General features: G+C 55.5%; 20 protein-coding genes and 1 riboswitch. Of the genes, 5 read left to right on the forward strand and 15 right to left on the reverse strand.

Features of this window, described 5'->3' with window-relative positions; translation table 11 throughout:
- Position 1: 1 nt before the first annotated feature.
- Together DZC51_RS06425 and DZC51_RS06430 are read left to right on the forward strand one after the other, a co-directional pair.
- On the forward strand, positions 2-1351 hold the full coding sequence (locus tag DZC51_RS06425) for a GntP family permease (protein WP_157294553.1): 1350 nt from the start codon (positions 2-4) through the stop codon (positions 1349-1351).
- A 93-nt stretch (positions 1352-1444) separates the two neighbouring features.
- Positions 1445-1966: a hypothetical protein gene (locus DZC51_RS06430; RefSeq protein ID WP_157294554.1), complete on the forward strand. Its 522-nt coding sequence runs from the start codon at positions 1445-1447 to the stop codon at positions 1964-1966.
- Between the two features lie 88 nt (positions 1967-2054).
- Here the strand turns inward: DZC51_RS06430 and DZC51_RS06435 are convergent, their stop codons facing one another.
- From DZC51_RS06435 to DZC51_RS06455, 5 genes are all read right to left on the reverse strand, one after another.
- Positions 2055-2369 (reverse strand): DMT family transporter, encoded by a 315-nt coding sequence (locus DZC51_RS06435; RefSeq protein WP_157294555.1) that lies wholly within the window; start codon positions 2367-2369, stop codon positions 2055-2057.
- Positions 2351-2695 (reverse strand): DMT family transporter, encoded by a 345-nt coding sequence (locus tag DZC51_RS06440; RefSeq protein ID WP_157294556.1) that lies wholly within the window; start codon positions 2693-2695, stop codon positions 2351-2353. The genes DZC51_RS06435 and DZC51_RS06440 overlap by 19 nt, the downstream gene beginning before the upstream one ends.
- 90 nt (positions 2696-2785) lie before the next feature.
- A riboswitch (guanidine-I (ykkC/yxkD leader) is annotated at positions 2786-2889 on the reverse strand.
- 104 nt (positions 2890-2993) lie between these two features.
- Entirely contained in the window at positions 2994-4328 is a 1335-nt protein-coding gene (locus DZC51_RS06445) for an LLM class flavin-dependent oxidoreductase (protein ID WP_157294557.1), read from the reverse strand.
- Between the two features lie 143 nt (positions 4329-4471).
- Positions 4472-6427 (reverse strand): ABC transporter permease, encoded by a 1956-nt coding sequence (locus DZC51_RS06450; protein WP_232524075.1) that lies wholly within the window; start codon positions 6425-6427, stop codon positions 4472-4474.
- Positions 6405-7205 (reverse strand): ABC transporter ATP-binding protein, encoded by an 801-nt coding sequence (locus tag DZC51_RS06455; protein ID WP_304504512.1) that lies wholly within the window; start codon positions 7203-7205, stop codon positions 6405-6407. Before DZC51_RS06455 ends, DZC51_RS06450 begins: the two co-directional genes overlap by 23 nt.
- Before the next feature lie 213 nt (positions 7206-7418).
- On the opposite strand from DZC51_RS06455, the gene DZC51_RS06460 reads away from it, so the two are divergent.
- Together DZC51_RS06460 and DZC51_RS06465 are read left to right on the forward strand one after the other, a co-directional pair.
- Entirely contained in the window at positions 7419-8039 is a 621-nt protein-coding gene (locus tag DZC51_RS06460; RefSeq protein WP_157294559.1) for a YczE/YyaS/YitT family protein, read from the forward strand.
- A 15-nt stretch (positions 8040-8054) separates the two neighbouring features.
- Positions 8055-8453, forward strand: a complete 399-nt coding sequence (locus DZC51_RS06465) for a VOC family protein (protein ID WP_157294560.1) — start codon at positions 8055-8057, stop codon at positions 8451-8453.
- A gap of 187 nt (positions 8454-8640) precedes the next feature.
- Here DZC51_RS06465 and yedF read toward each other — a convergent pair whose 3' ends face one another.
- From yedF to DZC51_RS06510, 9 genes are all read right to left on the reverse strand, one after another.
- Positions 8641-8868: a sulfurtransferase-like selenium metabolism protein YedF gene (gene yedF, locus DZC51_RS06470; protein WP_157294561.1), complete on the reverse strand. Its 228-nt coding sequence runs from the start codon at positions 8866-8868 to the stop codon at positions 8641-8643.
- Complete coding sequence (yedE, locus tag DZC51_RS06475) at positions 8858-10069, reverse strand: selenium metabolism membrane protein YedE/FdhT (RefSeq protein WP_157294562.1); 1212 nt, start codon at positions 10067-10069, stop codon at positions 8858-8860. The genes yedF and yedE overlap by 11 nt, the downstream gene beginning before the upstream one ends.
- A gap of 162 nt (positions 10070-10231) precedes the next feature.
- Positions 10232-11635, reverse strand: a complete 1404-nt coding sequence (argH, locus tag DZC51_RS06480; RefSeq protein ID WP_157294563.1) for an argininosuccinate lyase — start codon at positions 11633-11635, stop codon at positions 10232-10234.
- A gap of 26 nt (positions 11636-11661) precedes the next feature.
- Positions 11662-13350, reverse strand: coding sequence for an ABC transporter permease (locus DZC51_RS06485; protein ID WP_157294564.1), 1689 nt, complete (start codon positions 13348-13350; stop codon positions 11662-11664).
- Between the two features lie 49 nt (positions 13351-13399).
- Positions 13400-14497: an ABC transporter ATP-binding protein gene (locus DZC51_RS06490; RefSeq protein ID WP_157294565.1), complete on the reverse strand. Its 1098-nt coding sequence runs from the start codon at positions 14495-14497 to the stop codon at positions 13400-13402.
- A 106-nt stretch (positions 14498-14603) separates the two neighbouring features.
- Positions 14604-15731, reverse strand: a complete 1128-nt coding sequence (locus tag DZC51_RS06495; protein ID WP_232524076.1) for an extracellular solute-binding protein — start codon at positions 15729-15731, stop codon at positions 14604-14606.
- Between the two features lie 20 nt (positions 15732-15751).
- The gene (locus DZC51_RS06500) at positions 15752-16915 is read right to left on the reverse strand and encodes an ROK family transcriptional regulator (protein WP_232524077.1); all 1164 of its coding nucleotides are present in this window, start codon (positions 16913-16915) and stop codon (positions 15752-15754) included.
- A gap of 173 nt (positions 16916-17088) precedes the next feature.
- Complete coding sequence (locus tag DZC51_RS06505; RefSeq protein WP_157294566.1) at positions 17089-19587, reverse strand: NEW3 domain-containing protein; 2499 nt, start codon at positions 19585-19587, stop codon at positions 17089-17091.
- Between the two features lie 311 nt (positions 19588-19898).
- Positions 19899-21002, reverse strand: coding sequence for an AbrB family transcriptional regulator (locus DZC51_RS06510; protein ID WP_157294567.1), 1104 nt, complete (start codon positions 21000-21002; stop codon positions 19899-19901).
- A 194-nt stretch (positions 21003-21196) separates the two neighbouring features.
- On the opposite strand from DZC51_RS06510, the gene yyaC reads away from it, so the two are divergent.
- On the forward strand, positions 21197-21808 hold the full coding sequence (gene yyaC / locus DZC51_RS06515; protein ID WP_232524078.1) for a spore protease YyaC: 612 nt from the start codon (positions 21197-21199) through the stop codon (positions 21806-21808).
- Between the two features lie 18 nt (positions 21809-21826).
- On the opposite strand, the gene DZC51_RS06520 is transcribed toward yyaC, so the two are convergent.
- Positions 21827-22852, reverse strand: a complete 1026-nt coding sequence (locus DZC51_RS06520; RefSeq protein WP_157294568.1) for a sensor histidine kinase — start codon at positions 22850-22852, stop codon at positions 21827-21829.
- Positions 22853-23036 lie beyond the last annotated feature (184 nt).

The raw sequence follows: 23036 nt of genomic DNA on the forward strand, positions 1-23036 counted from the left end.
TATGGTCACCGGCAATCTGCTAATTGTCATCTTCCTCTTGTCGCTTGCGGCCCTGTTTTTCATGATCCTCAAACTAAAAGTCGATCCGTTCATCTCTCTGATTGCTGTCGCATTCGCCACCGCGCTTGCACTCGGATTCCCGCTTGCGGACATACCGGGAGTTGTGGCCGGAGGATTCGGGAACACGTTGGTCGGCGTCGGCATCCTGATCGGCCTGGGTGTCATCTTCGGCCAGTTCCTCGGGGCATCCGGAGCAATTGAAAAAATTGCCGGTGCCGTCCTGAAGCTGTTCGGGGTGAAGCGCTCGGCTGCAGGCCTGTCGCTGACGGGTGTCGCCGTCTCGATTCCGGTATTCTTTGATGCTGCGTTCGTCATTCTGAGCGGGCTCGTGCGGAGCCTGTCCCGCCGGACCGGCATCTCGATTGTCACCTTTGTCACGGCACTGGGCATCGGTCTGATCGTCTCGCACAGCATGATCGCTCCGACGCCAGGCCCGATGGTCGTCGCTGAAAACACAGGCTCCGACCTTGGCCTGTTCATCGTGTACGGCCTCATCTGTGCCATACCGGCAGCACTGGTCGGCGGTTATCTGTACGGAACATTCATCGGCAAGCGGATTCCCGGCATGGTCGTCAAAGAGGAAGACTTTGTACAGGAAGAAGCAGCTGCCTACAAAAAGGAAATCTCCACAGGGCTGTCGTTCTTCATGCTCGCCCTGCCGATTGTGCTGATTCTCCTGAATACAGTCACACAGATCTGGCTTGAAGAAGGTTCCACGCTGTCGAACATCCTCGGCTTTATCGGGGACAAGAACGTCGCGCTGTTCATCAGTGTCATCGTTGCGATCATCGTCCTGAAACCGTACATCAATGTTCCTTACAAGAACCTTTATGATGAAGCCATTGAATCGGCCGGAATGATCATTCTCGTCACCGGTGCCGGCGGCGCATTTGGTGCAGTCATCAACCAGAGCGGCATCGGCGATCACCTGATTGCAACGATGCAGAGTTGGAGCATCCCGGTTCTCGTCCTGGCATTTATCTTTGCGCAGATCCTCCGGGCTTCACTCGGTTCGGCGACAGTCGCGCTCGTCACGACTTCATCGATCATGGGTCCGATGGCTGTGGAACTTGGCGCATCGCCGATCCTCCTCGGCCTCGCCATCTGTGCCGGTGCAATCGGTCTCTCCCTTCCGAACGATTCCGGTTTCTGGGTCGTCAACAAATTCGGCGGACTCACCATTCCGCAGACCATCCAGGCCTGGTCACTTGGCGGCTTCATTGCCGGACTCACCGCTCTTGCTATGGTCTATATCCTGAGCCTTTTCAGCGGCATCCTGCCGGGGCTCTGATGAAAAGCGTCCGCAATTTTGCGGACGCTTTTATTATGGTGTACATGCCAACCCTCCCCCGTTCATACACTCAAGCAGAAGGGAGGACTGGCCATGAAGCGGAAAATCCGCCTTCCGGAGCGTGGGCTTCTGTTGGGGCTGTATGTCATTCTGCTATTTATGATCGTCCAGGATTGGGTCCCGCTGGGGTCGCTGAATGACGTCGATTCGGTGTTTCAGGTCCATTCATTCACGGATATTCTGACTTCGACGCTCATCAACGCCGGCCAGTTTGTACTGTTGATCTTTATTGTCCGGCTGTTCATCGGCAGGCGTTACCCGATTTGGGCCAGACTCTGGCTCATCATCCACCAGGGGTTTATTTTTACTGGTGCGCTGATGGCATGGTGGATTCCTTACCTTTTTGGAGTCGGCGCGGAGGAAAAGGCCGAGCCTTACAGAATCATGTTTGGCAGCACCCACTCGTTCCTGCCCGAAATGAACGGCATCACGCCGAATACCCTGCATACCGGTCTCCATGCCGTCTTGCTCATCTGTCTGCTGCTCACCATCTACATTACATTTACCGGACCAAAGAAACAGAAGAAAAGAAAGAAAAGCCGGCGAACACACTGATTGCGTGTACTCGCCGGCTATTTATCATGTTGCGCGGTGAATCGCCACTTAATATTAAGGTTGATTGATGCTAATGTTAGGGCGTATGCTACTCCACCAGCTTCAGGCCGACCGCTGCACCAAGAATGACGAGGATGCACAGCACTCGCCTCCAGTCTCTCGATTCCCCGTAAAAGAACATGCCTGCCAGAGCCCCTCCTGAAGCACCGATGCCGGTCCAGATCGCGTAGGCGGTGGACATCGGGATGAATTCCATGGCGTAGGCAAGCAGGATGAAGCTTGCGCCGAACGCACCGAGAAGCAACAGGAGCGACTGGGCGTTGCGCTGCTGGTTCAGCCGGTTGATGGTCAAGACGCCGGCTGTCTCAAACAAACCCGCGGCGATCAGTGAGAGCCATGCCATTCTTTTTCCCCTCCCTCATCCGTTACGAATTTCAGGCCGATTACGCCTGCAAGCAGGACTGCGATCAGAATCAGCTTGGCGGGTTTAACCGGCACGCCAAAAAATATGATTTCAGCGATGACGGTGCCTGCCGCTCCGAGCCCGACAAATACGGCGTAGGCCGTGCCGACCGGGAGTGTGCGTCCGGCAACGATGAGCAGATGGAAGCTCACGTAGATCGCCACCGCCGTACCGACCCATTCCACGCCGCTGTCTGCGTGCTTGAGTCCGATCACCCAGCCGACTTCAAAGACGGCCGCGACGACGATTTTCCACCAGTCTTTCATGCGGTTATCCTCCTCTTGCGATTTCCTCACCCTGTCCGGTTCAGCACCCTCTCCAAACAAAAAAGCCCGGGAGTATGCTGATCCGACAGCATCTCCCAGGCTTTTGTCCTTCCGTGGCACGGCAACATCGCCGTGAGCCCCCTCTCGGACCAGGCCAGCGCACTCGGCACCGCGGAACCCTAGGGGACATTTCGTATGAGGTTGGTTTCATTATAGCAAATGGGCCGAGAGGGGCAACTCCCGGGCTTGGGACGCGAGAGTACAGAAAGGGAGTCCAAACGTACAGCAACGCTCCGCCTCAGACGAGGATGGCTTCCCCGGCCCGTGCATACCGGTTTTCCCTGAATGGCAATCCGAGATGATCGCGCAAAGTTGTTCCTTCATACACTTCCCTGAACAGGCCGCGTTCCCTCAGGAGCGGGACGACACCTTCCACAAAGCTTTCGAGGAGGCTCGGCAGATTGGCGATCAGCATGAATCCGTCTGCCGCCCCCGTCCGGTACCACTCTTCGAGCCGGCCGGCCACATGTTCCGGTGTGCCGATAAACGGGGTTTTTGGAGCAGCTTCACGCATGGCCGCTTCCCTCAGGGTCAGTCCGTCGCGGCGGGCTCCTTTAATGATCCGCTCAATGTCGCTCCGGAATCCGTTTGCGCCAAGGCCGTCAAGATCCGGGAACGGCGCGTCCGGTTCATATTGGGTGAAGTCATGGTGGTCGAAGTGGCGGCCGAGATCTGCCAGCGCTTCCTCCAGTGAAACGGTGGCCGTGAGTTCCTCGCGGATGCGAAACGCTTCTTCCTCCGTATCCGCGACAACCGGGCTGATGCCCTGGATGACGAGCAATTCGTCCGGATTTCGTCCGGTACGGGCCGCCCGCTTTTTCATATCCATATAATATTCGCGGGCTGCGCCGATCTCCCCGTCGATCGCAAACACGACTTCCGCCGTATCCGTTGCAAACCTGCGCCCGTCCTCCGATTTCCCGGCCTGGAAGATGACGGGCTGGCCCTGCGGGGATCTGGCGATATTGAGGGCGCCCTTGACCGAAAAGAACTCGCCGTCATGTTCCGCCTCATGCATCTTCTTGGGATCGAAGAAGACACCACTGTCCTTGTCCCGGATGAACGCATCGTCTTCCCACGAATCCCATAGTTTCCGTACGACCTCAGTGAACTCGGCGGCCATCCGGTAACGGATGCCATGCTCGGGGTGCATGTCCCGGCGGTGGCCGAAATTCAGCGCAGTACCCCCAAGCCCGCTTGTGACGGCGTTCCATCCTGCACGCCCGCCGCTCAGCATGTCGAGCGAGGCCAGCTGCCGGGCCGCGGCATACGGTTCACTGTATGTGGAGGAAAGCGTGGCGACGAGGCCGATGTTAGACGTAACCGCGGCAAGCGCGGACAAAATGGTAAGCGGCTCAAAACGGTTCAGGTAGTGGGGAGCCGACTGCGGTGTGATGTACATTGCATCCGCCACAAAGACGAAATCTAATTTCCCTCGCTCCGAAATGAGCGCCTGCTTCTTATAGAAATCAAAGCTGGTACTCGCATCGGACGGAATCGCCGGGTGCCTCCAGTCCGTCCGGCGTTCCCCCGCTCCGTGAATCATCGTCCCCAGAACCATTCCTTTTCCCATGATGCATGCCTCCCGGTTGATATTGGCTTCATCATACCGCCTTTCTTTACAGGTGTAAAGACACCTTTTCCTGGACAATTTCCGACTTTATTTCCCGGTAAATGTCGAAAACGCCCTTTCCGCGTCAGGAGAGGGCGCTTTGTTTAAAGTGCGGCATGTACGGTTTTCCGGTAGTAGCCAATGGTGAGGACAGCAAAAATCAGGTATATCAAGGCGTACGCCATCATGGCAATCGTTACCGGCAGTGTGATGTCGGTAGACATAAAGATGAACGATACAGATTTGATGGCGAAAATCGAGTGGACGAGTCCTATGACGAGCGGGATACCGAAGACAAATGCCTGTTTGCGGCGGATGCCCTTCATGATTTCTCCCGTCCTGAAACCGAGTTGCCGAAGCGTCGTATAGCTCCGCTTTTCCTGTTCGGCTTCGCTCATCTGCTTGAAGTACAGGATGCTTCCGGTGGAAACGAGGAAAGCGAGTCCGAGGAAGCCGGTGATAAAGATCATGATGCCGTTGTACGACAATGATTCTTTATAGGTGGTGTAGAAATCGAGGGTCATATCTCCCCTGTATGGCCTGAAAATGGCAGAGGCTTCCGCGAGATCTTTCTGGTCGGCCAAATTAAAGGCGACCAACTGATGCGTCTCTGCCGGAGCAGCCGCCTTGATCCGGTCGTATGTCTCCCCGCTGACGGTCAGCTGGGAATGGACCCCCGCGTAACCGCTCGCTACTTCCCGTTTGCCGAGGGAGGTGACACGCAGCTTTTCATTTGTCTGGCCTGCAGCGATTGAAGCCTCGTATGGAAAGACCTCGTCGGTCAGCAGCCACGCAATCCCGGAGTCATGAATGACCGCTTCCCCCGCTTTCGGCTCCTCAATGTCGAGTCCTGCCGCTTTCAGTTGCCTGACGTCAAAAACATTCGCAGTGACCGTATTACCTTCCCAACCGAGAAGGTCCGGCAGATTATCCCCAGTATATGAAGCGTTCAGTTCCAGATAGGTGATTGGCTGCATGACATAGCCGATGCCCGCCTCGTCGAGATCTGCGGCAAACTTCGCGGCCCTTTCCTCAGAAGTCCCTTCCTTGCCTTCCCCTATCTCATCAATCAAGAAGTCATGCGGAACCCATACGCGCGTTTCCTGCTCGGTCGAGTAATACATCGAGTAGGCAAACCCTGCCATGGCGAGAGTCATCGCGGACAACGTCGTGATGACGGTGAGCGACTTGGCGTTAGCCTTCATCCGGTGCATGAGCGGCGCAATCGAAAGAGCCCCGGCAAGCCCGATGTGGCCATTCTGGTTTTTCCGTACCAGCGTCATCAGCCAGCCGATCGTTACGCGAAAGACAAGATACGTGCCGGTAATGACGAAGGCGAGGACGAGCAGCATATTGAGTAAAAGAAATGCATTCAGCATGTATGTGGAGTTGGCAAACCAGTAGCCGAAGCCGATCATGGCGACGCCCAGGATTCCGAGAAGTGCCGACAGGACTGGCTTCGGCTGTTTCGGATGTTCATCCTTTTTATCATCATTGAACAGATCGATCAGCTGCGAGCGGCGGACTTTCCAGAACATGCGGAATGACGTGATGACGATCAGGACAGCGAATACGACCGCCGTCTGAAGAAAAGCCGCTCCGCTGAACGACAGGTTGACGAAGCCCTCATATCCGACAAGCTTCATAAGCAGAAGAAGGAATAGCCGCGAGACAAGCAGTCCTGCCCCGAGCCCGACAATAAACGCGCCGGCTCCGAGAAGAATATTCTCGATGATCAGAAGACGCGACACCGCACCTTTTGTCAGGCCGACCAGCTGATAAAGCCCGATCTCCCGGCTCCGACGCTTCAGGAACAGGTCATTCGCATAAGTCACGAAGATGAGGAGGATCCCGAACAGCAGGACGGTCGCGGCCTGAAAGCCAGACGCCATCTTGGCAGACAGGTCGGTCTGTTCCACCACGGAAGAATCATGCTGGAGCGTGGAGAAAATGAAAAACAGCGTGACGCCGAAAATCAGCGCAAAAAAGTACAGATAATAATGCTTCAGGTTCTTCCGCATGCTGCGCAGAACGAGGTCAACGAGCGTCAACGCGGTCACCTCCGAGCACAGCCTGCATGTTCAGGATGTCCTGGAAAAATGCCTGGCGCGTCTTATCGCCCCGGTACAGCTCGGAGTACATCGACCCGTCTTTCAGGAAAATGACGCGGCTGCAGTAGCTGGACGCAACGGCATCGTGCGTGACCATCATGATCGTTACGCCGCGGGATTTGTTCACGTCTTCCAGCGTGCCGAGAAGCGCGGATGCCGACTTGGAGTCGAGCGCCCCCGTCGGCTCGTCTGCGAAGACCATCGACGGATGGTTGACGAGCGCCCTCGCGGCGGACGTGCGCTGCTTCTGTCCGCCTGAGATCTCGTGTGGGTATTTGTGGCCGTGCTCCTTGATTCCAAGAATGCCGGCGAAGTCGTTGAACTGCTCCTCTGCCGCTTTTTTCGACAGCCCGCCGAGGGACGCCGGAAGCAGAATGTTTTCTTTGACCGTGAGCGTATCCAGCAGGTTGTAGTCCTGGAAGATGAAGCCGAGCTTGTCGCGACGGAACTTCGACAGCTGCGCATCCTTCATCTTCGAAGTCTCATTGCCATCAATCGTGATCGTACCGGACGTCGGCCGGTCAATCGTCGCGAGCACATTCAGAAGCGTCGTCTTCCCCGCTCCGGAAGGCCCCATGATCCCGACAAACTCCCCTTCACGGACTTGCAGGTTGATCCCCTTCAGCACCTCGGTTGAATTCAGTTTCGAGCCGAACGATTTGCGGACCTGATTCGCCTGCAGCACGATGCGGCCTTGTGTTTGGTTGGTGTTGGTCACCTTGATGATTCCTCCCGGCGGCGGGATTCACGGTCCCGCCCGATTTGTTGAGTTAATCATAACGCGCGGGGATGACTGCGGTCGTTCGATATTGGTTACAATCAGGGGGGCGCAAGTGACGATTTTGTAAGGTTGGGGGCAACTTACTTCACATTCGCCGCCGCAACTCTTCCACCGTGCTATAATTGAATAATTCATTCAACTCGGAGGGGGACAAGAGCGATGGCCAGTCGGGTCACCATTTATCTGGCGGGACTTTTCATAGCAGCGCTTGGCATCGCGCTCGTGATTTTGTCCGCCGTCGGAGCCGGGCCGTGGGACGCGGTGGCAGTCGGGCTGAACCTTCACTTCGGGCTGACGGTCGGCCTCTGGTCGATCCTTTCCCAGCTCCTCTTCACCTTCCTCACTTTCCTGCTCGAGAAAACAAGGTTCCGGCTTGAGTCGATGTTGCCGATCATCATCCGCGGCACATTCCTCGACTTCTGGCTGTACGGGGCCCTGCACGGAGCGGATCTCGCTTCGTCACCCGCCCTTCAGTGGACAAGCTTTGCCCTAGGCCTTCTTCTGATCGGCGCGGGACTCGGCGTCTACATGGAAGCCGGATTTCCGAAAACACCGATCGATGGCCTGATGATCGCCTTCAGCGGCCGAACGGGCTGGAGCTTCAGCTCAGCCCGGATGCTGATTGAGGGGACAGGAGCGGCCACCGCCTTTTTCCTGGGCGGGCCGGTTGCGCTCGGTACGTTGCTGACCGCCCTCTTCCTCGGCAAAATCATCCAGATCTTCAATACGAAAATGAAAACCTTACTGGAAACACAGAGCCTGCACGAGCAACGCTTATAAAAGGAGAGATCTGACATGGCCAAAATCACCCCGTTCCTGATGTTCCAGGACGCCAACGCAGAAGAAGCGATGAACTTCTACACATCGCTCTTCAAGAACTCCGAGATCACCAATATCGTCCGCTATGGTCCGGATGTGCCGGGCGGCGAAGAAGGCACCGTCATGCTCGCCACATTCACATTGAACGGCCGTGAATTCAAGTGCATCGACAGCAGCATCCGCCACCAGTTCGACTTCACCCCGTCGTTCTCGATCTACGTGGATGTCGACACCGAAGAAGAAATCGATCATGTTTACAGCAAGCTCGCGGAAGGCGGCATGGAACTCATGGCACTCGGAAACCACGGCTTCAGCCGGAAATTCGGCTGGGTCAATGACAAGTACGGGGTTTCGTGGCAGATCAACTTGCCGTGATTGATTCGTCACTTTCAAGGGTCGTTTCGTCACTTTCAGGAACCGTTTCATCACTTTCGGGCTCCCTTTCATCACTTTCGGGCTCCCTTTCATCACTTTCGCGGCCGGATTCGTCACTTTCGCATCAAAACAGGCCGCCTGAAAATAACTCGATACAAAAAAGGGACGCTATCGCGCGTCCCTTTTGTCATGCTTCAATATAAAACAGGTATTCCTGGCCGGCTTTCTCGGGGTCTTTCGCCAGTTTGTAGCCTGCACTCACGGCTTCTTCGGGAACATTCCGGAAGGAGCCCGGGCAGTCGGTGACGACATGGAGGATTTGACCTTTCTGCATGTCCTTTAACGCATCAAGGGTGTAGATGACCGGATACGGGCAGGATTCGCCGCGGAGGTCGAGTGTGAAGTCAGCTTGCAATTTTCTTCTCCCCTTTCGGTAGGATCAGTGTGCCGCGTTTGTGTTTTGAATAGAGGTCGATGAACAGGTAGCACGCGGCGAGCATCGTAAGTGTGGCGATGATTGCCCAGCCCGGTCCCATTGCAGTGATCAGGTTCAGCTTCTCGCCGCCTGCGACAAGCAGGTTGTAGACGCCGAGGTGGTCCCAGGAATAGGCGAGCAATGTGACGCCGATCAGGTTGCCGGCGAAGACGAACAGGTACAGGACCTGGCCTTCCATGAGACGGTACATCATGCCGGTTTCGCAGCTGCTGGCCAGGACGATGCCGAGGCCGAACAGGAAGCCACCGACGAATGTGCCGATGGAGGCGACCTGAGTGATCGGCGTCATCCCATAGTTGGCGATGATGATGATCGTCAGCACGGAGCTGACGGCCATGGCGATGACAATCGCCTTCGCCATGAGCGTGCGGCCGGTGAGCCACAGGTCACGGAATGCAGACGTAAAACAGATCTGTCCGCGTTCGATCAGGATGCCGAAGATGGCGCCGAAGATCGCCGCAATACCGAGGACCGGTTTTCCGGTGGCGAAAAACCAGACGATGAGTCCGGCATAGAGCAGCCCGATCAGACTGCCGACGTACGGCTGGACGATGCGCTTTTCCCGTTTTGCAACGGGTGCGGGACCGCCTTTCATCAGCTTCGGCTTGCCTTTCCACCATTTCGTCTTGGCGACTTTCACTCCGGCAAAGGTACCGACACCGGTAGCAACAATGAAGATCCACGAGTGGAACGAGAATTGCGGGACGCCGGTGAAAAATGCGGCAAGGTTGCAGCCCATCGCAAGGCGGGCGCCGAATCCGGCAATCGTGCCGCCGATCAGGCCCTGCACATAGCGACGTTTTTGTTTGGCTGTGCGGATCTTGAAGTTATTGGCGAGAAGGACCGTGATGAGCGCGCCGATCAGCATGCCCCAGACGATCCAGCCGTCGGAGCGGGCGAACGTCGAGCCTTCCAGATGAACCAGGTCAAAATACGCCCAGCCGGAGACATCGCCGCCGAGAAATTCGACAACGTGTCCGCCGAGCCTCGTGAACTCGCCCGTCACCGCCCACACCGTGCCGGTGAGCCCGAAGTAAGCCGCACTGAAGATGCCGGCCAGAACAAGTGCCATCACCGGGTTCCAATATTGGCCGAACATCCGGTTATAAAGGGATTTCATTAAAAGGACTCCTTTTATTCCATAGAAAAAGACGGACCGGAATCCGTCTATATCATCTGTTTCTATACCAAATTATAGTCTTCGTACTTTAGACAGTCAACGTTCTTTCCAGAATACGGAATCTCTGCATGCACGCCAGGTAGGTTTGCCGGAGCTCCACGTTTATTCCTTTTTCCGCCTTTGGATCATCCCCCGCACGACATCCGGTGCCGGTCCGCCGATGATACGTCTTCTGGCGACGAACGTGATGGGGTCGGTGATGGCGTTCCAGTCCTCGGCGGTGAGTTCAACGTCGCCGAGCCAGCCGTTGACCGTTTCAAGCGGGATTTCGTACAGTTCCTTTTCCTGACGGTCGGCTTCGCGGGCGATGAGGCTGGCCTTATGATGGGCCCGGCGGAATGAAATCCCGTAATCCCTGGTCAGCACATCAGCGAGTTCGGTGATGGTGATCATGTTTTCCCTCGCCTGCCGGAGGGCGCGGTCCTTGTTGAAGGTGAGCGTGGTCACGACGGCATGCATCAGCCGGAGCACGCGGTTCGCCTTTTCAAAGCCGGTATACAGATGCGGCTGCAGGTCGTCTTCCGTATCGTTGATGTCGCCGTACGGCGTGTTGTGGATCATGTGGATGACCGCAAGGCCTTCCGCAGCGGCACTGGAGGCGAGTGCGCGGGAGTGCTCCATCGAGACCGGGTTCCGCTTTTGCGGCATGATGCTCGAGATCTGGACATAGGCATCGGACACCCGGAGCAGGCCGACTTCCTTGGAAGCCATCCGGAGGAATTCCTGGATCCAGCGTCCCATGTTCGTCATGAGGCTTACGAGACTCTGTGCAGCTTCAATCAGGTAATCCCCCGTCCCGATCGCGTCATATGAGTTCTCGATCATCCCCTCGAATCCGAGCAGTTCCACCATCCGCTCCCTGCTGATCGGGAATCCGGTCGTCGTGATCGCGGCCGCACCCATCGGCGACTGGTTCACGGTATGGCGGGCGCGCTTCAGCCGCCCGATGTCCCGGATCAGGTTGTCGTAGATTGCGACCAGATAGTGTCCGAAAGTCGTCGGCTGGGCGGGCTGCGTGTGGGTGTGTGCCGGCATGACCGACTCCACATGCTCCTCCGCCTGGGCAAGAATGGCTTCCGCCAAAGCCTCCGCCTGTTCGACCGTCTCGGCCAGGTACTTCCGGAGGACGATCCGGTACATCGCCTCGCCCATGTCGTTCCGGCTTTTCGCGATATGCATCTTCCCCGCCAACTCCTCGCCGATCAGCTCGCCGATCTTCGACTCCACGAGGAAAAACAGGTCTTCGTGCTCCGCGGAATACTTGAGTTCCGCCCGGTCCATCTTCCAGACTTCCCGGATGGCATTCAGAATCTTGCCCGCCTCCGACTCGGCCAGGATCTTCTGCTCGGCGAGCATCTGGGTGTGGGCGGCATGCACCTCGAACATCGCATCAAAGAGGTAGTCACGCTGGTCGTTGAACACAGGGCGGAGAAGAACGTCCACATAGGTTTTTCCCGGGAAGACGTCCCCGTCCGCCACAACAAAATCTTTTTTCCAAGCACTCATATAGCTGGCACCCCAATTTCATTTTATTAACCGAGGGACTTTTCTGCCTTGACCCCGAGGAATCTGCTGGAGATGAACATGACCACGGCGATCAGTGCAACTTGGATCATGCCGTAGGCAGCGGCCTGCCCGATGTTGAACATCCTGAGCTGGTTCATGATTTCAATCGAAATCGGTCGGTTTCCGATTGTGTAGAGAAGGACGGAAGTCGGGAACTCCCCGACTGCCTGGACGAACGCAAGCAGCGTACCGCTCAGAACGCCGGGCATGATGATCGGAATCACGACTTTCCGGAATGTATAGAACCACTTGGCCCCGAGGTTCTGTGCCGCCTCCTCAATGGAGTCGTCCAGCTGCTCCAGCACCGCGTTGGTCGAACGCACGACGAGCGGCAGGAATCGGATAAAGTAAGCGAGCGGCAAAATCCAGAACGTCCCGACAAGGATTTGTCCGAACGAGAACGGGTTCGGTGAGTTAAACGCCAGGATCAGGTTCATCCCGACGACCGTCGCCGGCAGTGCCCATGGAATCATGACGAGAATATCGAGAAGGTTTTTCCCGATGAAGTTCCGTTTGACGAGCGCGTAGGATGTGAAAATCCCGAAGACAAAGACGCCAAGACAGGCGATGAATGCCATGATCAGACTGTTGCGGACCGGCTCCCAGATATACGGCGTGTCAAACAGCATCGTATAATTTTCCATGTTGAACATGGTCGGGTACGTCTGCCAGGTCCAGGATCCCTCCGGCACGAGCGACAGGATGAGCAGCGTCACATGCGGGAGAAGCAGGATGACCACCGCGAAGACTCCGAGCGTGACCATTGTCCACTTGAGCAGAGGGTTGCTGACTTCACTGCGGTGGGCACCGATTCCCTTGGAGGCCATCCGGTAGTCCTTCCTGCCCTGATACCAGCGCATGAACAGCAGGAACACAATCGAGACGATCGACAAAATGACTGACTGGGTGGCCGCCATCTCCAGGTCACCATTGATTTTGGAGAAGTAAATCTGCAGGCTCAGCACCCGGAAGCCCCCTGCCAGCAGGAACGGTGCACTGAAGCTTGCCATCGAGACCATGAAGACAAGGAGCGAAGCTGCCACAAGTCCCGGTGTAAGGAGCGGGAATGTGACCTGCCAGAACACCTTGAAACGATTTGCACCCAGGTTGGAGGCCGCCTCTTCCAGAGACGGGTCCAGATTCGATAGCGCAGATGCCGTCGTCATGTAGAAGTAAGGGTACATCGTATAGGCATGGACGATCAGGATGCCCGAGATCCCGCCGATCTTGAACGGCACTTCCGAAAGGTTCAGCAGGTCCTTGATCGCATTCGGAATAAGGCCCGCCTCACCGTAGAGGAACATAAACGCCATGACGCCGACTAGGGACGGCAGCACGATTGGCATGATGGCAATGTTGGAGAAGAACCTGCGGCCGGGAAACTCATAGCGGTTGAAGATGTATGCAAGCGGCACACCGATCAGCGCACTGAACAGGACCGACAGCAGAGATATCCAGACCGAGTTCCATAGCGCCTGCAGGTTCGCCTTTGCCTTTGAGCCGAAGAAGTCTTCATAGTTCTGGAGGGAAAACACACTGTTATGCAGGAAACTCTCATAGGCGGTCCTCAAAGTCGGATAAAGAACATAACCGATCAATACAAGGACGACAGGGATGAGAAGCACCAATGTTTTTCTTTTTTCAGCATTCAGCATATCGGCGTCCCCCTTCCCCAAGGGCGTGCGGATTCCAGTTTTTCATGGATTACACCCCCGCTTTCGGCACAATCCGGATCTGGTCTTCGGGAAGGCGTACGAATACATCCGCGCCTTCTTTCAGATAGGTGCTCGGCCCCTGGTTCAGAGCAGTTCCGACGAGGGTCAGCTGTTCGTTCATCTCTACATAGGTATGTACAGCCGCCCCGGTGAACTGGACCATTTTCACCCTGCCGGGAAAAACATTCGCCCCGGTGACCCGCTGGCCGGAAACCTCTACCGCCTCCGGCCGGACCGACATCATCAGGTCATCGTTCTCCGTATACCCGGCAATATTCAGGGAAGTATTGTTCACCGACACCTCACCGCCCAGCACATCTGCATGGAATGACCGCAGGCTTTCTCCGGAAGCAGCCTCTCTGACAGGCAGCAAGTTCGTCTCACCGATAAATTCCGCGACGAAGTCGTTGACCGGTTCATTGTAGATCTCGGTCGGCGTGCCGACCTGCTGGCATTTGCCGAAGTTAAAGACGGCGATCCGGTCACTCATTGTCAGGGCTTCGACCTGGTCATGCGTGACATAGATCGTGGTGATCTGATATTCCTTCTGGAGCCGGAGGATTTCCGCCCTCATTTCATCCCGCAGGCGGGCATCCAGGTTACTGAGCGGCTCATCCAGAAGCAGGATGTCCGGCTCGATGACGAGCGCCCGCGCCAAAGCCACACGCTGCTGCTGGCCACCGGACAGCTGGCTTACCTGGCGTTCCATGTACTGGTCAAGCCTGACTTTCCGCAGCACATCTTCCACCCGTTTTTTCGTCTCTGCCTTACTCATCTTCCTGACTTTCAGTCCGAACGCGACATTCTCGAAAACCGTCATATGCGGGAACAGCGCATAGTTCTGGAACACCATGCCGGTATTCCGTTTTTCGGGCGGGACGGTCGTCATGTCCCGGTCGTTGAACTTCACGACCCCTTTTGTCGGGTAATAGAACCCGGCTACCATCCGGAGTGTCGTCGTCTTTCCGCAGCCGCTCGGGCCCAGGAATGTGAAGAACTCCCCTTCTTTGATGATGAGGTCAAGACCCTCCACTGCCGTCACTTTGCCAAATTGCTTGGTAATCGCCGATAAATGAACGGTTGACATGCAACCACTCCCTTCCCTGTAAAAACACTGGACTACCGCAGGCATGCCGCCCGCGATAGTCCAACGTCAAAAGTAAACGCTATACGGAGCCCATGAAGCCTGCTGGTTACTCGCCTGTTTCTTTTTCTGCATTTTTAATCTGGTTATCCCAGTGATCCATCCACTCGTCGGATTTTTCCTGGAACAATGCCCAGTCGATGTCCATCGGTTTGATCTCATCTTCCGCTTCAGTGATCCATTCCGGAAGATCGGTCACGTCTTCACGTGTCGGAATGCGGTAGTATTTTTCCGCGAGCAGCTTCGCCGCTTCCGGCGTGTTGACGAACTCATAGAATGCTTCTGCCGCTTTCGGATGAGGCGCATCCTTGACGATCGCAATCCCTTCGGTCAGGACCGGCGTTCCGCTTTCCGGCAGGACATAACCGAACGGATAACCCTTTTCTTCTGCGAGCATGACGGCATCCGGCATGTTCCAGACGGTCAGGGAGCCGACGCCTTTGGCGAGCTGGTTGTACATCAGCTCAGGGTTGGCCGAATATTCTTTCGTGTTGTTGTCCAGCTTCTCAAGCCATTCGTAGCCTTCCTTCGTATCTTCCGTGTCTTTGTATGTCCGGTAGATCATAGCTGAATAGATGGTCCGCATCGTTCCGGATGCAAGCGGATAGCGGATGATCAGCTCATCCTGCCACTTCGGATCGATCAGGTCATCCCAGTCTTTCGGTGCTTCTTCTTCGGAGATTTCCTTGTTGTTGTACATGATGACTTCCGGCGTCATCGAAGTACCGCTCCACATCCAGTCTTCGTCGTGATACATTTCATCCAGCGCATCCGCGTAGGACGGCTTGTATTCGGCAAGCAGCCCTTCATCCTTCGCCTGGTCGAAGTTCACCTGAGGCGCTCCCCACCAGACGTCCGCCTGTGTATTATTTTTCTCGGAGCGGACCCGGTCCAGAATTTCCTGGGAGCCCATGTCCAGGAACTCCATCTTGATGCCATACTCTTCTTCAAAGCGCTGTTTGAAGTCCCCCAGAATGTCACTGCCGTGAGGAGAATAGACGACCACTTTCTCCTCGAGGTCTTCCGTCTTGGCGGCATCGCCGCCCGCATCACCCGATGTTGTTCCGGAAGCATCCTCTTCTTCTCCTCCATCGGAGCCGGCCATGCAGCCGGCCAAAGCAAGTGCAAACAGTGCCGTCAAAACAAGCAACCAGCTTTTCTTAACCCATTTTCCCATCTAAACTGCCCCCTTCTGAATTAAATGTTGTACAACCCCTCATGCTCCTTCAGCAGCAATGCAACCGCGCCGATCACACCGGCTTCCCCTCCGAACGCCGTCCTGACGATCTCACATTCCTTCGGTGCGTACCGCTTCACGTTGTCTGAGACAATCGGCCGGATCACATCGAATGACTGTGACAGACCACCTCCTAAAATGATCATTTCCGGATTCAGCAGGGACACATAATTCGCAACTGCAATCCCGAGATGTTCAAGTGATTTCCCGAGCGTTTCTACGGCTTCTTTATTTCCGGATCGGTACAAACCGAATGCCTCTTCAGCCGTCACTTTTCTGCCAAGCTGCTCCGACAGGGCCGTGCCGACAGATGTTCCGCCCGCGACACTTTCCAGGAATCCATAGCCTTCATAGGAAGGCCGGTAGCTTCTGGCCAGGCTCCGGTCTGTCACCATGTAGCCGAGCTCGCCCGCACTGTACTGGCTTCCCCGGAACAGCTGGCCGTTCAGGATGATTCCGCTGCCGACCCCGGTCCCGATGGAAATGTAAATCAGGTTCTGCTTGCCCTTGCCGCGGCCCGTCCAGTGCTCCCCAAGCACTCCGATGTTGACATCATTGTCCACGTATACGGGATACGGAAAGACTTCCTCCAGCTTTTCCCGCACCGGATAATCTCTCCACCGCAAGGCCGGCGCTTCTTCCACGATTCCGGTCTGTACGTCGGTCACTCCCGGGACACCGGCGCCGACACCCAGGATCTCCTCCTCGTCCAGCGACAGCTCTTCCATCATCTCTCCGGCCATCTTCCGGATTTCAGGGAAGAAATCATGATCCAAATATTCCTGTGTCGGGAATGTACGGTAACTCTCAAGCTCCCCTTTCAGATCGGTGATGCCGACCGCCACCTTGGTTCCCCCGATATCAATCCCGATGCAGCGTGCCTTTTTCGGATTGAACTTCAGGTTCACCGGCTTACGGCCGCCGCTTGCGGATGCCGCCCCGCTGCCTGTCTCGGTGACCCAGCCTTCATCGATAAGCCTGGAGATGGCCGCCGAGACAGTCGGTTTGCTGAGAGACAGCTTCTTGGCAATGGCCGTCCGGGTCGTCGGCTCTGTTTCCAGCACACACCTGAGCACCTGCCGTGCGTTGCGGTTCATATTCGATTCGTCATTCACATATTGCATGGCACTGCCCCTAAAAGGTTAGTTTGTTAACCTAACTTACTAACTTATCTGAAAACATTGTAATCAACGAAATTCGAATTGTAAACCGCTTTCATCAACTTTTTTTGGTTTTTCTTTCAAAAAGCATAGACTGCAGATTTCATCTCTGCAGTCTATGCTTCAAGTGCTCTGTTTTATTGATCGGCTCCATAGCTGATCAGATTGGCAAAGATCCGGTAACCGCCTGGCACCTGGGCCCCGATCTGCCTGTAGAATACAAGGTTCGTATACAGATATGTTCCCTCTCCGTATTCGGCCATGAGAATTCCGCTCGTGAACGGATCTTCTCCCGGGTCTGCCATCGAAACGAATGTTTCGTATTGCTTATCCCACTCCATCGGGAAGTACAGGCCCCGCTCCTGAACCCAGTTGTCCCAGTCACTGTCCGTAATTTTGTTCGGATAGTTGAACAGCGGATGATCCGGCTGGGTCACCGTCACCTCCGCATTTTCATCCGTGACGCGCCAGCGGATGGACGGGGTTCCGATTTTCAGGCGATAAGGAGCCGTCAGATCCGCATCCCATGGATCGGAAGCCGTTACATACTGCATGACGAAATGCCCGCCATTGCGCACGTATTCCTTGATCCGATCATTGTTCGCAAGCAGATCTTCCCTGCCGAGTGTCGCGCGGATGCCCGTTACGATCGTGTCATATTGTGAAAGGTCCGCTGTTGCAAGGTCTTCAGGCGTCAGCTTTGTAATATCAAAACCTGCATTGATGAACGAATCTGCAATCGTGTCAAACCCGCTGTCGATGTATCCGACCTTGAGGTTCTCCGGCTTCAACAATTCAAATGCAACGCCGTTAATAGAGGAAGAATACAGGTAATACGAGTCATTGATATGCTCATATTTGATCTCCTGGACAGTCGTGTTGTGGGTTTTGCCATTCGCTTCGGCGAACGCCCCGATTGTGAAGTCCCCTTCCTCCACCTCGGAAGGAGGGATCAGGTTGAAGGAAACGCTCTTTTCCTCAAAACGCCCCTCCAGATTCACCTCTGCCGATGCTGGCTCACTGCTCCACCCTTCAGGCAGGTCCAGGGAAACCGTAGCTTTCTGAGAAGCGTCTGCGTAGTTCTTCACTTTCACGCTGACCGGAATATTTTCCTGCACATCAGCCGTGTTCACTGTGATATTGACCGGATCAGGCGTCACACCCAGTTCAGGCAGGACACTGACCGTATTATCGAGATCACTGACAAATACAGTGTCCGTTCCATTTTCCTTGAATGACAGCTGTGCCCGGATGGAAGCTTCTGCATAAGCCTCAAAGTATTCCGCGTCCTCCGGAACATTTACTGTGAAGCTGGCGGTCTTGGACTCGCCGGGTTCCAGATGCTTGAGCTTAACAGCTTTATTGTGTTTCCAGTCTTCAGGCGTCAGAAGCGCCGCTTCAATATGATGAAGTTTTCGGCTTCCTTCATTCGTGACGGTCACTTCCACTTCCGTCTGTTCACCCTGGGTCAGCACATAAGAGCCGATTGAAATGTCCACTGACAACTCGGAAGACACCCGGCTTACTTCAACGAGCTGTTCTTCTTTGAGCTCCAGTTTATGGAGAAGATCGTTTTTGGTACCCGGTTCCAACTTTGAGGAAGCCACCTTTTCGGACAGCTTCCTGACATCCCGCAGCGCCTTCTGGGATTCCGGCAGGATGGCACCGCGATCCGGATAAAGTCCGACGATCCGGTCCAGTTTTTGCTGAAGGGAACGGAGAGATTCACCGAGCCCCTGGTTCGGAATTTCATCTGCCCATTCATTAAAGTCATACGGAATTCCGTCGAACAGCTTGCCCGAAGTTTCCGTCACAGCAGAATCAGCCAGCTTCAGATGAACCTGGCGCGGCTCGACCGGAATGTCCCGTCCCATGCCCTGGCTCTTATGAAGATAGCGCGACGCTTCACCCAACTGCGGGTAACTCATCCCGTAGATCGGATCGTAGTCACCAATCTCAATGGACACAGTCGCTTCATCCTGGGAAACCGGCAGGTAGAGCTTTTTGATCTGCCAAGGCTCGAGGCCATTTTCGATCTGCTCCGGGAAGACCGACGGATCGGCCGCATCTTCGAATGCCTTCACCGACAGAACATTAATCAGCCGGTGATGTCCATGCTGGCTGTCCACATTCAGGAAGGATGGCATCACCACATCCGGCTGATAAGTACGGATGAATTCGATGAGACGGGAATAAGTGACTTCCTCTCCCCATTTCTCAAGGGTTTCTTCCGGTGATTTCGAGAAGCCGAAATCATAGATGGCGTCCGAAGTCGTGTTGCTCAGGTGGTAAGCTTTTACGCCGTTGACTTTTGCCGCCTCGATCATCTCGTTGGAACGGATGATGCCGAGACCGTTGCCCAGTTCATTTCCGATGGCATTCTGCCCGCCTTCTCCCCGGTTGGCAATCAGGCTGGCCGTCTTCACACCGAGCCCCCTTGAGAGATAAGCGAGGAAATCACTGCGCTCGTCATCCGGATGGGCACCCGTATTGAGGAACGTGACCGTCGTGTCCAGCGGCTTCACGGCATTCCACAGTTCTACGTCTGCTTCATCCTGACTTTCCCCCAGGACAGCCTGCGGCAGCAAGGACAGCACAAGCAAGATGGAAAGCACACTGTACCAAAACCTCTTCACACTTCTGACCCCTTTCGTGAATCGATTTAAAAGAAAGCACATACAAGTTGGTTAGTAAATATAACTAACCAACTAATTAAGCACTCTCCTCTATGAAATTCAGTATACATATAGTCAGAATATTTTTAATCTAACCATGTAACTATTTATCTTTCCCGTGGCGGGTATTAAGACAGGGGGAAAAAGTATGAATGGATTTCAGGCAAAAAAACACCGCCCGCTCTCCTTGGAGAACAGGCGGTGATCAAACAGAATTTGGTACAACGGGCCGCGGCGCGACGGTGTTCACGGCCGCGGACGTGCATCCGAAATCATACGGATTCCGCCGTTTTTCCTGCTGTGTCCCGTCTGCCGAACGCGAATCTGAGAAACAGCGGGACCAGGAACAGGATAAAAAATACACGGAACAGCTGGTAGGCCGCAACCATGGACACATCCGCCCGTATTTCGTGGGCAGTCACCCCCATCTCCGGAAGGCCGCCCGGCGCGATGCACAGGAATGCGGTCGCCATGGACATCGGATGGATCAAGTGAAGGATGTAGGCGAGCAAAAGTGCAAACCCGACCATGAGCGATCCCGAAACAAGGGAAAATGGCAGCAGCTTTTTCCAGTCCTTGAGCATGTCCAGCCTGATGCTGAGACCGAGATAGACCCCCATCAGAAGCTGAGCGGCCACCATCAGCAATGGAGGCAGATGAGGCGCGGGAAATCCGCTTACCGTCAGAATCGCCGCCGTGATCAGCGGGCCGAGAATCCAGGGGGTCGGGAACCTCAGGCGCAGTGCCAGTGCCGTGCCGGTCAAAACAGCAACCACGGTCATCAGCAAGTGCATCATGCTGCCGGGTACTGCCTGCTCCACCACTGCTGAGGATGCAGGGATCCCGCTGTCCGATCCGCCCGCAAAAGCATACGTTGCCAGCATCGGTACCATGAACGTGACGGCGAGCATCCGGATCGTCTGCATGAAAGTCACGATTGTCGGGTCTGCGCCCCTGATCTCTTCGCTCAGCATCGTCATCTGGGACAAGCCGCCGGGCGTCGTTCCCATGACCGCGCTCGGCGCATTGATGCCGGTAAGCTTGGAGGCAAGGTAGGCGATTCCCAGACCGACGATGACCATGAGCACGGTGCTCACCGTCATGGACGGCAGCTGGCCTGCAATCTGCGACGCGCTTTGGGCGGTGAACGACAGGCCCATGCTGTAGCCGAGCAGCATCTGGCCCCCATTTTTAAAGTTTTTGGGCCAATACAATGTCCGCTTCGTCAGCAGATTCCACAGGATCACCGCCGTCAGCGGGCCAAGCATCCATGCGAGCGGCAGGCCGATCCATGAAAAGATGGCCCCGCCTGCCAGCCCGCACAGCAACGCTTCAAAAAGCTGATTCCATTTTTTCTTATTCTCCGGTGTCTTCATCTTGGTGCCCCTCTGCCTTGTCAATAAAAGTCTTTAATCTATCTTAGCACTTTTACAAAGGCGATTGAGCGAAGGCGCGGGGAGCGTTTCCGAAAAAAGGGTTCCGTTCCGCTACTATCGAACTAATTGGGTATAGATGATCATTGTATGTTCGTGCAATAAGACGTTTTCTCAGATCAGAAGGAGGCTGTGCCATGTTTCCTTTTATCCAAAGAAGAAAAACGATCCAAACTGCCGAAAGCAGATTTTCATACCGCTATGCCGCGCATTCTCCGGAAGCGGATATGCTGGCCGATATTGCCTCGGAGCTTGCTCTTCTGCACCGGTCACACAGTGGTGACATCGTCTTCCTATGTATCGGGTCGGACCGCTCAACCGGGGATTCGTATGGCCCCTTTGTCGGGAAGATGCTCAAAGATCAGCAGTTTCCGCATCCCGTCTATGGAACCATCGAGGAGCCCGTCCATGCGCTGAACCTGAAAAAGGTGCTCGGGGAGATCCGTGGCCGATATACCGATCCGCTGATCGTCAGCATCGACGCCTGCCTGGGGGACACCCATCAGATCGGTTCGATCCTGTTTAATGATGGCCCGCTCATCCCCGGATATGCCATCCAGAATCCGCTGCCCGGTGTGGGCGACTGTCACTTCAAGGGCGTCGTGAACCATCTTGATCCCTACTTTCCCGCCGATTCACTGAATAACACGCGGCTGGATACAGTCCTCCGTCTCGCTGAAATTACGTCGGGGATCATTGTGGATTCGACCAGGCAATCCATCCTGGAAGTGCGCGAAGAAATCGTTTGAGCCGGGCGCAGGGTCCTTTCACCCGCCCATGATCCGGTCAAATTCATTTTCCTTTGGAAACGTCAGCGTCAAAACGGTGCCCCGTCCTTGTTCAGAAACGGCGGACAGCCGGATACCGAGCCTCAAGGCGACTGTGTCGGCCAGGTACAGGCCGAGCCCCGTCGCAGCGTTGTGGATGCGGCCCGTCCCGCCCGTGAAGCCCTTCTCGAAAATTCGCGGGAGGTCGTGCAACGGGATGCCCGGGCCTTCGTCTTCAATTTGCACCCGGATATTGCCATCAGTGGAACGGTCGGCTGTGATGGTGATCGCGCCGCCGACCGGGCTATACTTCACCGCGTTCGTCAATATCTGGCGGATGATGAAGCGTGCCCATTTCACGTCCGTCCGGACAGGGAGGTCGTCCCCCTCCAGTTCGACCGCGACGTCCTTTTCCAAGCACCAGGCCGCGAGTTCACGGATTTCGGGTGCGGTGAGCGAGCGCACGCTTGCCGTCTCCGGCAGGAAATCGGCAGCCAGCGTCGGCATACGCGAAATGTACAGCTGCCGGTCAATCAGCAGATGGAGGCGAAGCCACTCAGCGGCGATCCGGCGCATGGCCGGATCCGCCCGGTGCTCATCCAGAATCAGCTTCATCGCTGTCATCGGCGCTTTCGCCTCGTGCACCCACGCCGCCAGGTAATCCGCCTCCAAGTATTGGGCATCCGCGAGCTTCGCCAGCTCCTCGCGGTGCGCGCGGGAGGCCGTGGTGAGCAGCTCTGCCGTCGTTCGTTCCAAGCCGGACGGCCGCTCCGGCAGAAGCTCCTCCCACTCCCGGAGCGATTCATCGGAAAGCCGTGACATCTCCCGCAGAAACACCGTTTCCCGCCGCCATCGCCAGAAAATAAACAGAGCAAATACGGCGATCAGGAGGAAGTTCATATACAGGACGGAAGCCGCTTCGATCTCAATCCCTTCATCAAGGATGATGATCAGGTCCGCGAGAAGGAGTGCAGCCAGGAAAAACAGGATCCATGGAAGACGGGATTTCAGATAAGGAATGAACATGATGGGCTTGCCTCCTTCGATATTGCGGAACCGGTCCGCGAATCTGGGTTGATTTCGTCATTCAACCATTTAATTTCGTCATTGGACGGAAAAGTTTCGTCATTCAGCTGCCTGATGGTGACGAATGACGAAATTGTAGTCGCGAATGATGAAATCGGGACATCGAATGACGAAATCCAGACCC

It is taken from the genome of Bhargavaea sp. CC-171006 (assembly GCF_009761675.1).
GTDB lineage: Bacteria > Bacillota > Bacilli > Bacillales_A > Planococcaceae > Bhargavaea > Bhargavaea changchunensis.

What these genes read in the sequence shown, in the direction of transcription:
- DZC51_RS06425 (WP_157294553.1), top strand. Translation starts at nt 2, where the DNA reads ATGGTCACCGGCAATCTGCTAATTGTCATCTTCCTCTTGTCGCTTGCG.
- DZC51_RS06430 (WP_157294554.1), top strand. Translation starts at nt 1,445, where the DNA reads ATGAAGCGGAAAATCCGCCTTCCGGAGCGTGGGCTTCTGTTGGGGCTG.
- DZC51_RS06435 (WP_157294555.1), bottom strand. Translation starts at nt 2,369, where the DNA reads ATGGCATGGCTCTCACTGATCGCCGCGGGTTTGTTTGAGACAGCCGGC.
- DZC51_RS06440 (WP_157294556.1), bottom strand. Translation starts at nt 2,695, where the DNA reads ATGAAAGACTGGTGGAAAATCGTCGTCGCGGCCGTCTTTGAAGTCGGC.
- DZC51_RS06445 (WP_157294557.1), bottom strand. Translation starts at nt 4,328, where the DNA reads ATGGGAAAAGGAATGGTTCTGGGGACGATGATTCACGGAGCGGGGGAA.
- DZC51_RS06460 (WP_157294559.1), top strand. Translation starts at nt 7,419, where the DNA reads ATGGCCAGTCGGGTCACCATTTATCTGGCGGGACTTTTCATAGCAGCG.
- DZC51_RS06465 (WP_157294560.1), top strand. Translation starts at nt 8,055, where the DNA reads ATGGCCAAAATCACCCCGTTCCTGATGTTCCAGGACGCCAACGCAGAA.
- yedE (WP_157294562.1), bottom strand. Translation starts at nt 10,069, where the DNA reads ATGAAATCCCTTTATAACCGGATGTTCGGCCAATATTGGAACCCGGTG.
- argH (WP_157294563.1), bottom strand. Translation starts at nt 11,635, where the DNA reads ATGAGTGCTTGGAAAAAAGATTTTGTTGTGGCGGACGGGGACGTCTTC.
- DZC51_RS06485 (WP_157294564.1), bottom strand. Translation starts at nt 13,350, where the DNA reads ATGCTGAATGCTGAAAAAAGAAAAACATTGGTGCTTCTCATCCCTGTC.
- DZC51_RS06490 (WP_157294565.1), bottom strand. Translation starts at nt 14,497, where the DNA reads ATGTCAACCGTTCATTTATCGGCGATTACCAAGCAATTTGGCAAAGTG.
- DZC51_RS06495 (WP_232524076.1), bottom strand. Translation starts at nt 15,731, where the DNA reads ATGGGAAAATGGGTTAAGAAAAGCTGGTTGCTTGTTTTGACGGCACTG.
- DZC51_RS06500 (WP_232524077.1), bottom strand. Translation starts at nt 16,915, where the DNA reads ATGCAATATGTGAATGACGAATCGAATATGAACCGCAACGCACGGCAG.
- DZC51_RS06510 (WP_157294567.1), bottom strand. Translation starts at nt 21,002, where the DNA reads ATGAAGACACCGGAGAATAAGAAAAAATGGAATCAGCTTTTTGAAGCG.
- yyaC (WP_232524078.1), top strand. Translation starts at nt 21,197, where the DNA reads ATGTTTCCTTTTATCCAAAGAAGAAAAACGATCCAAACTGCCGAAAGC.
- DZC51_RS06520 (WP_157294568.1), bottom strand. Translation starts at nt 22,852, where the DNA reads ATGTTCATTCCTTATCTGAAATCCCGTCTTCCATGGATCCTGTTTTTC.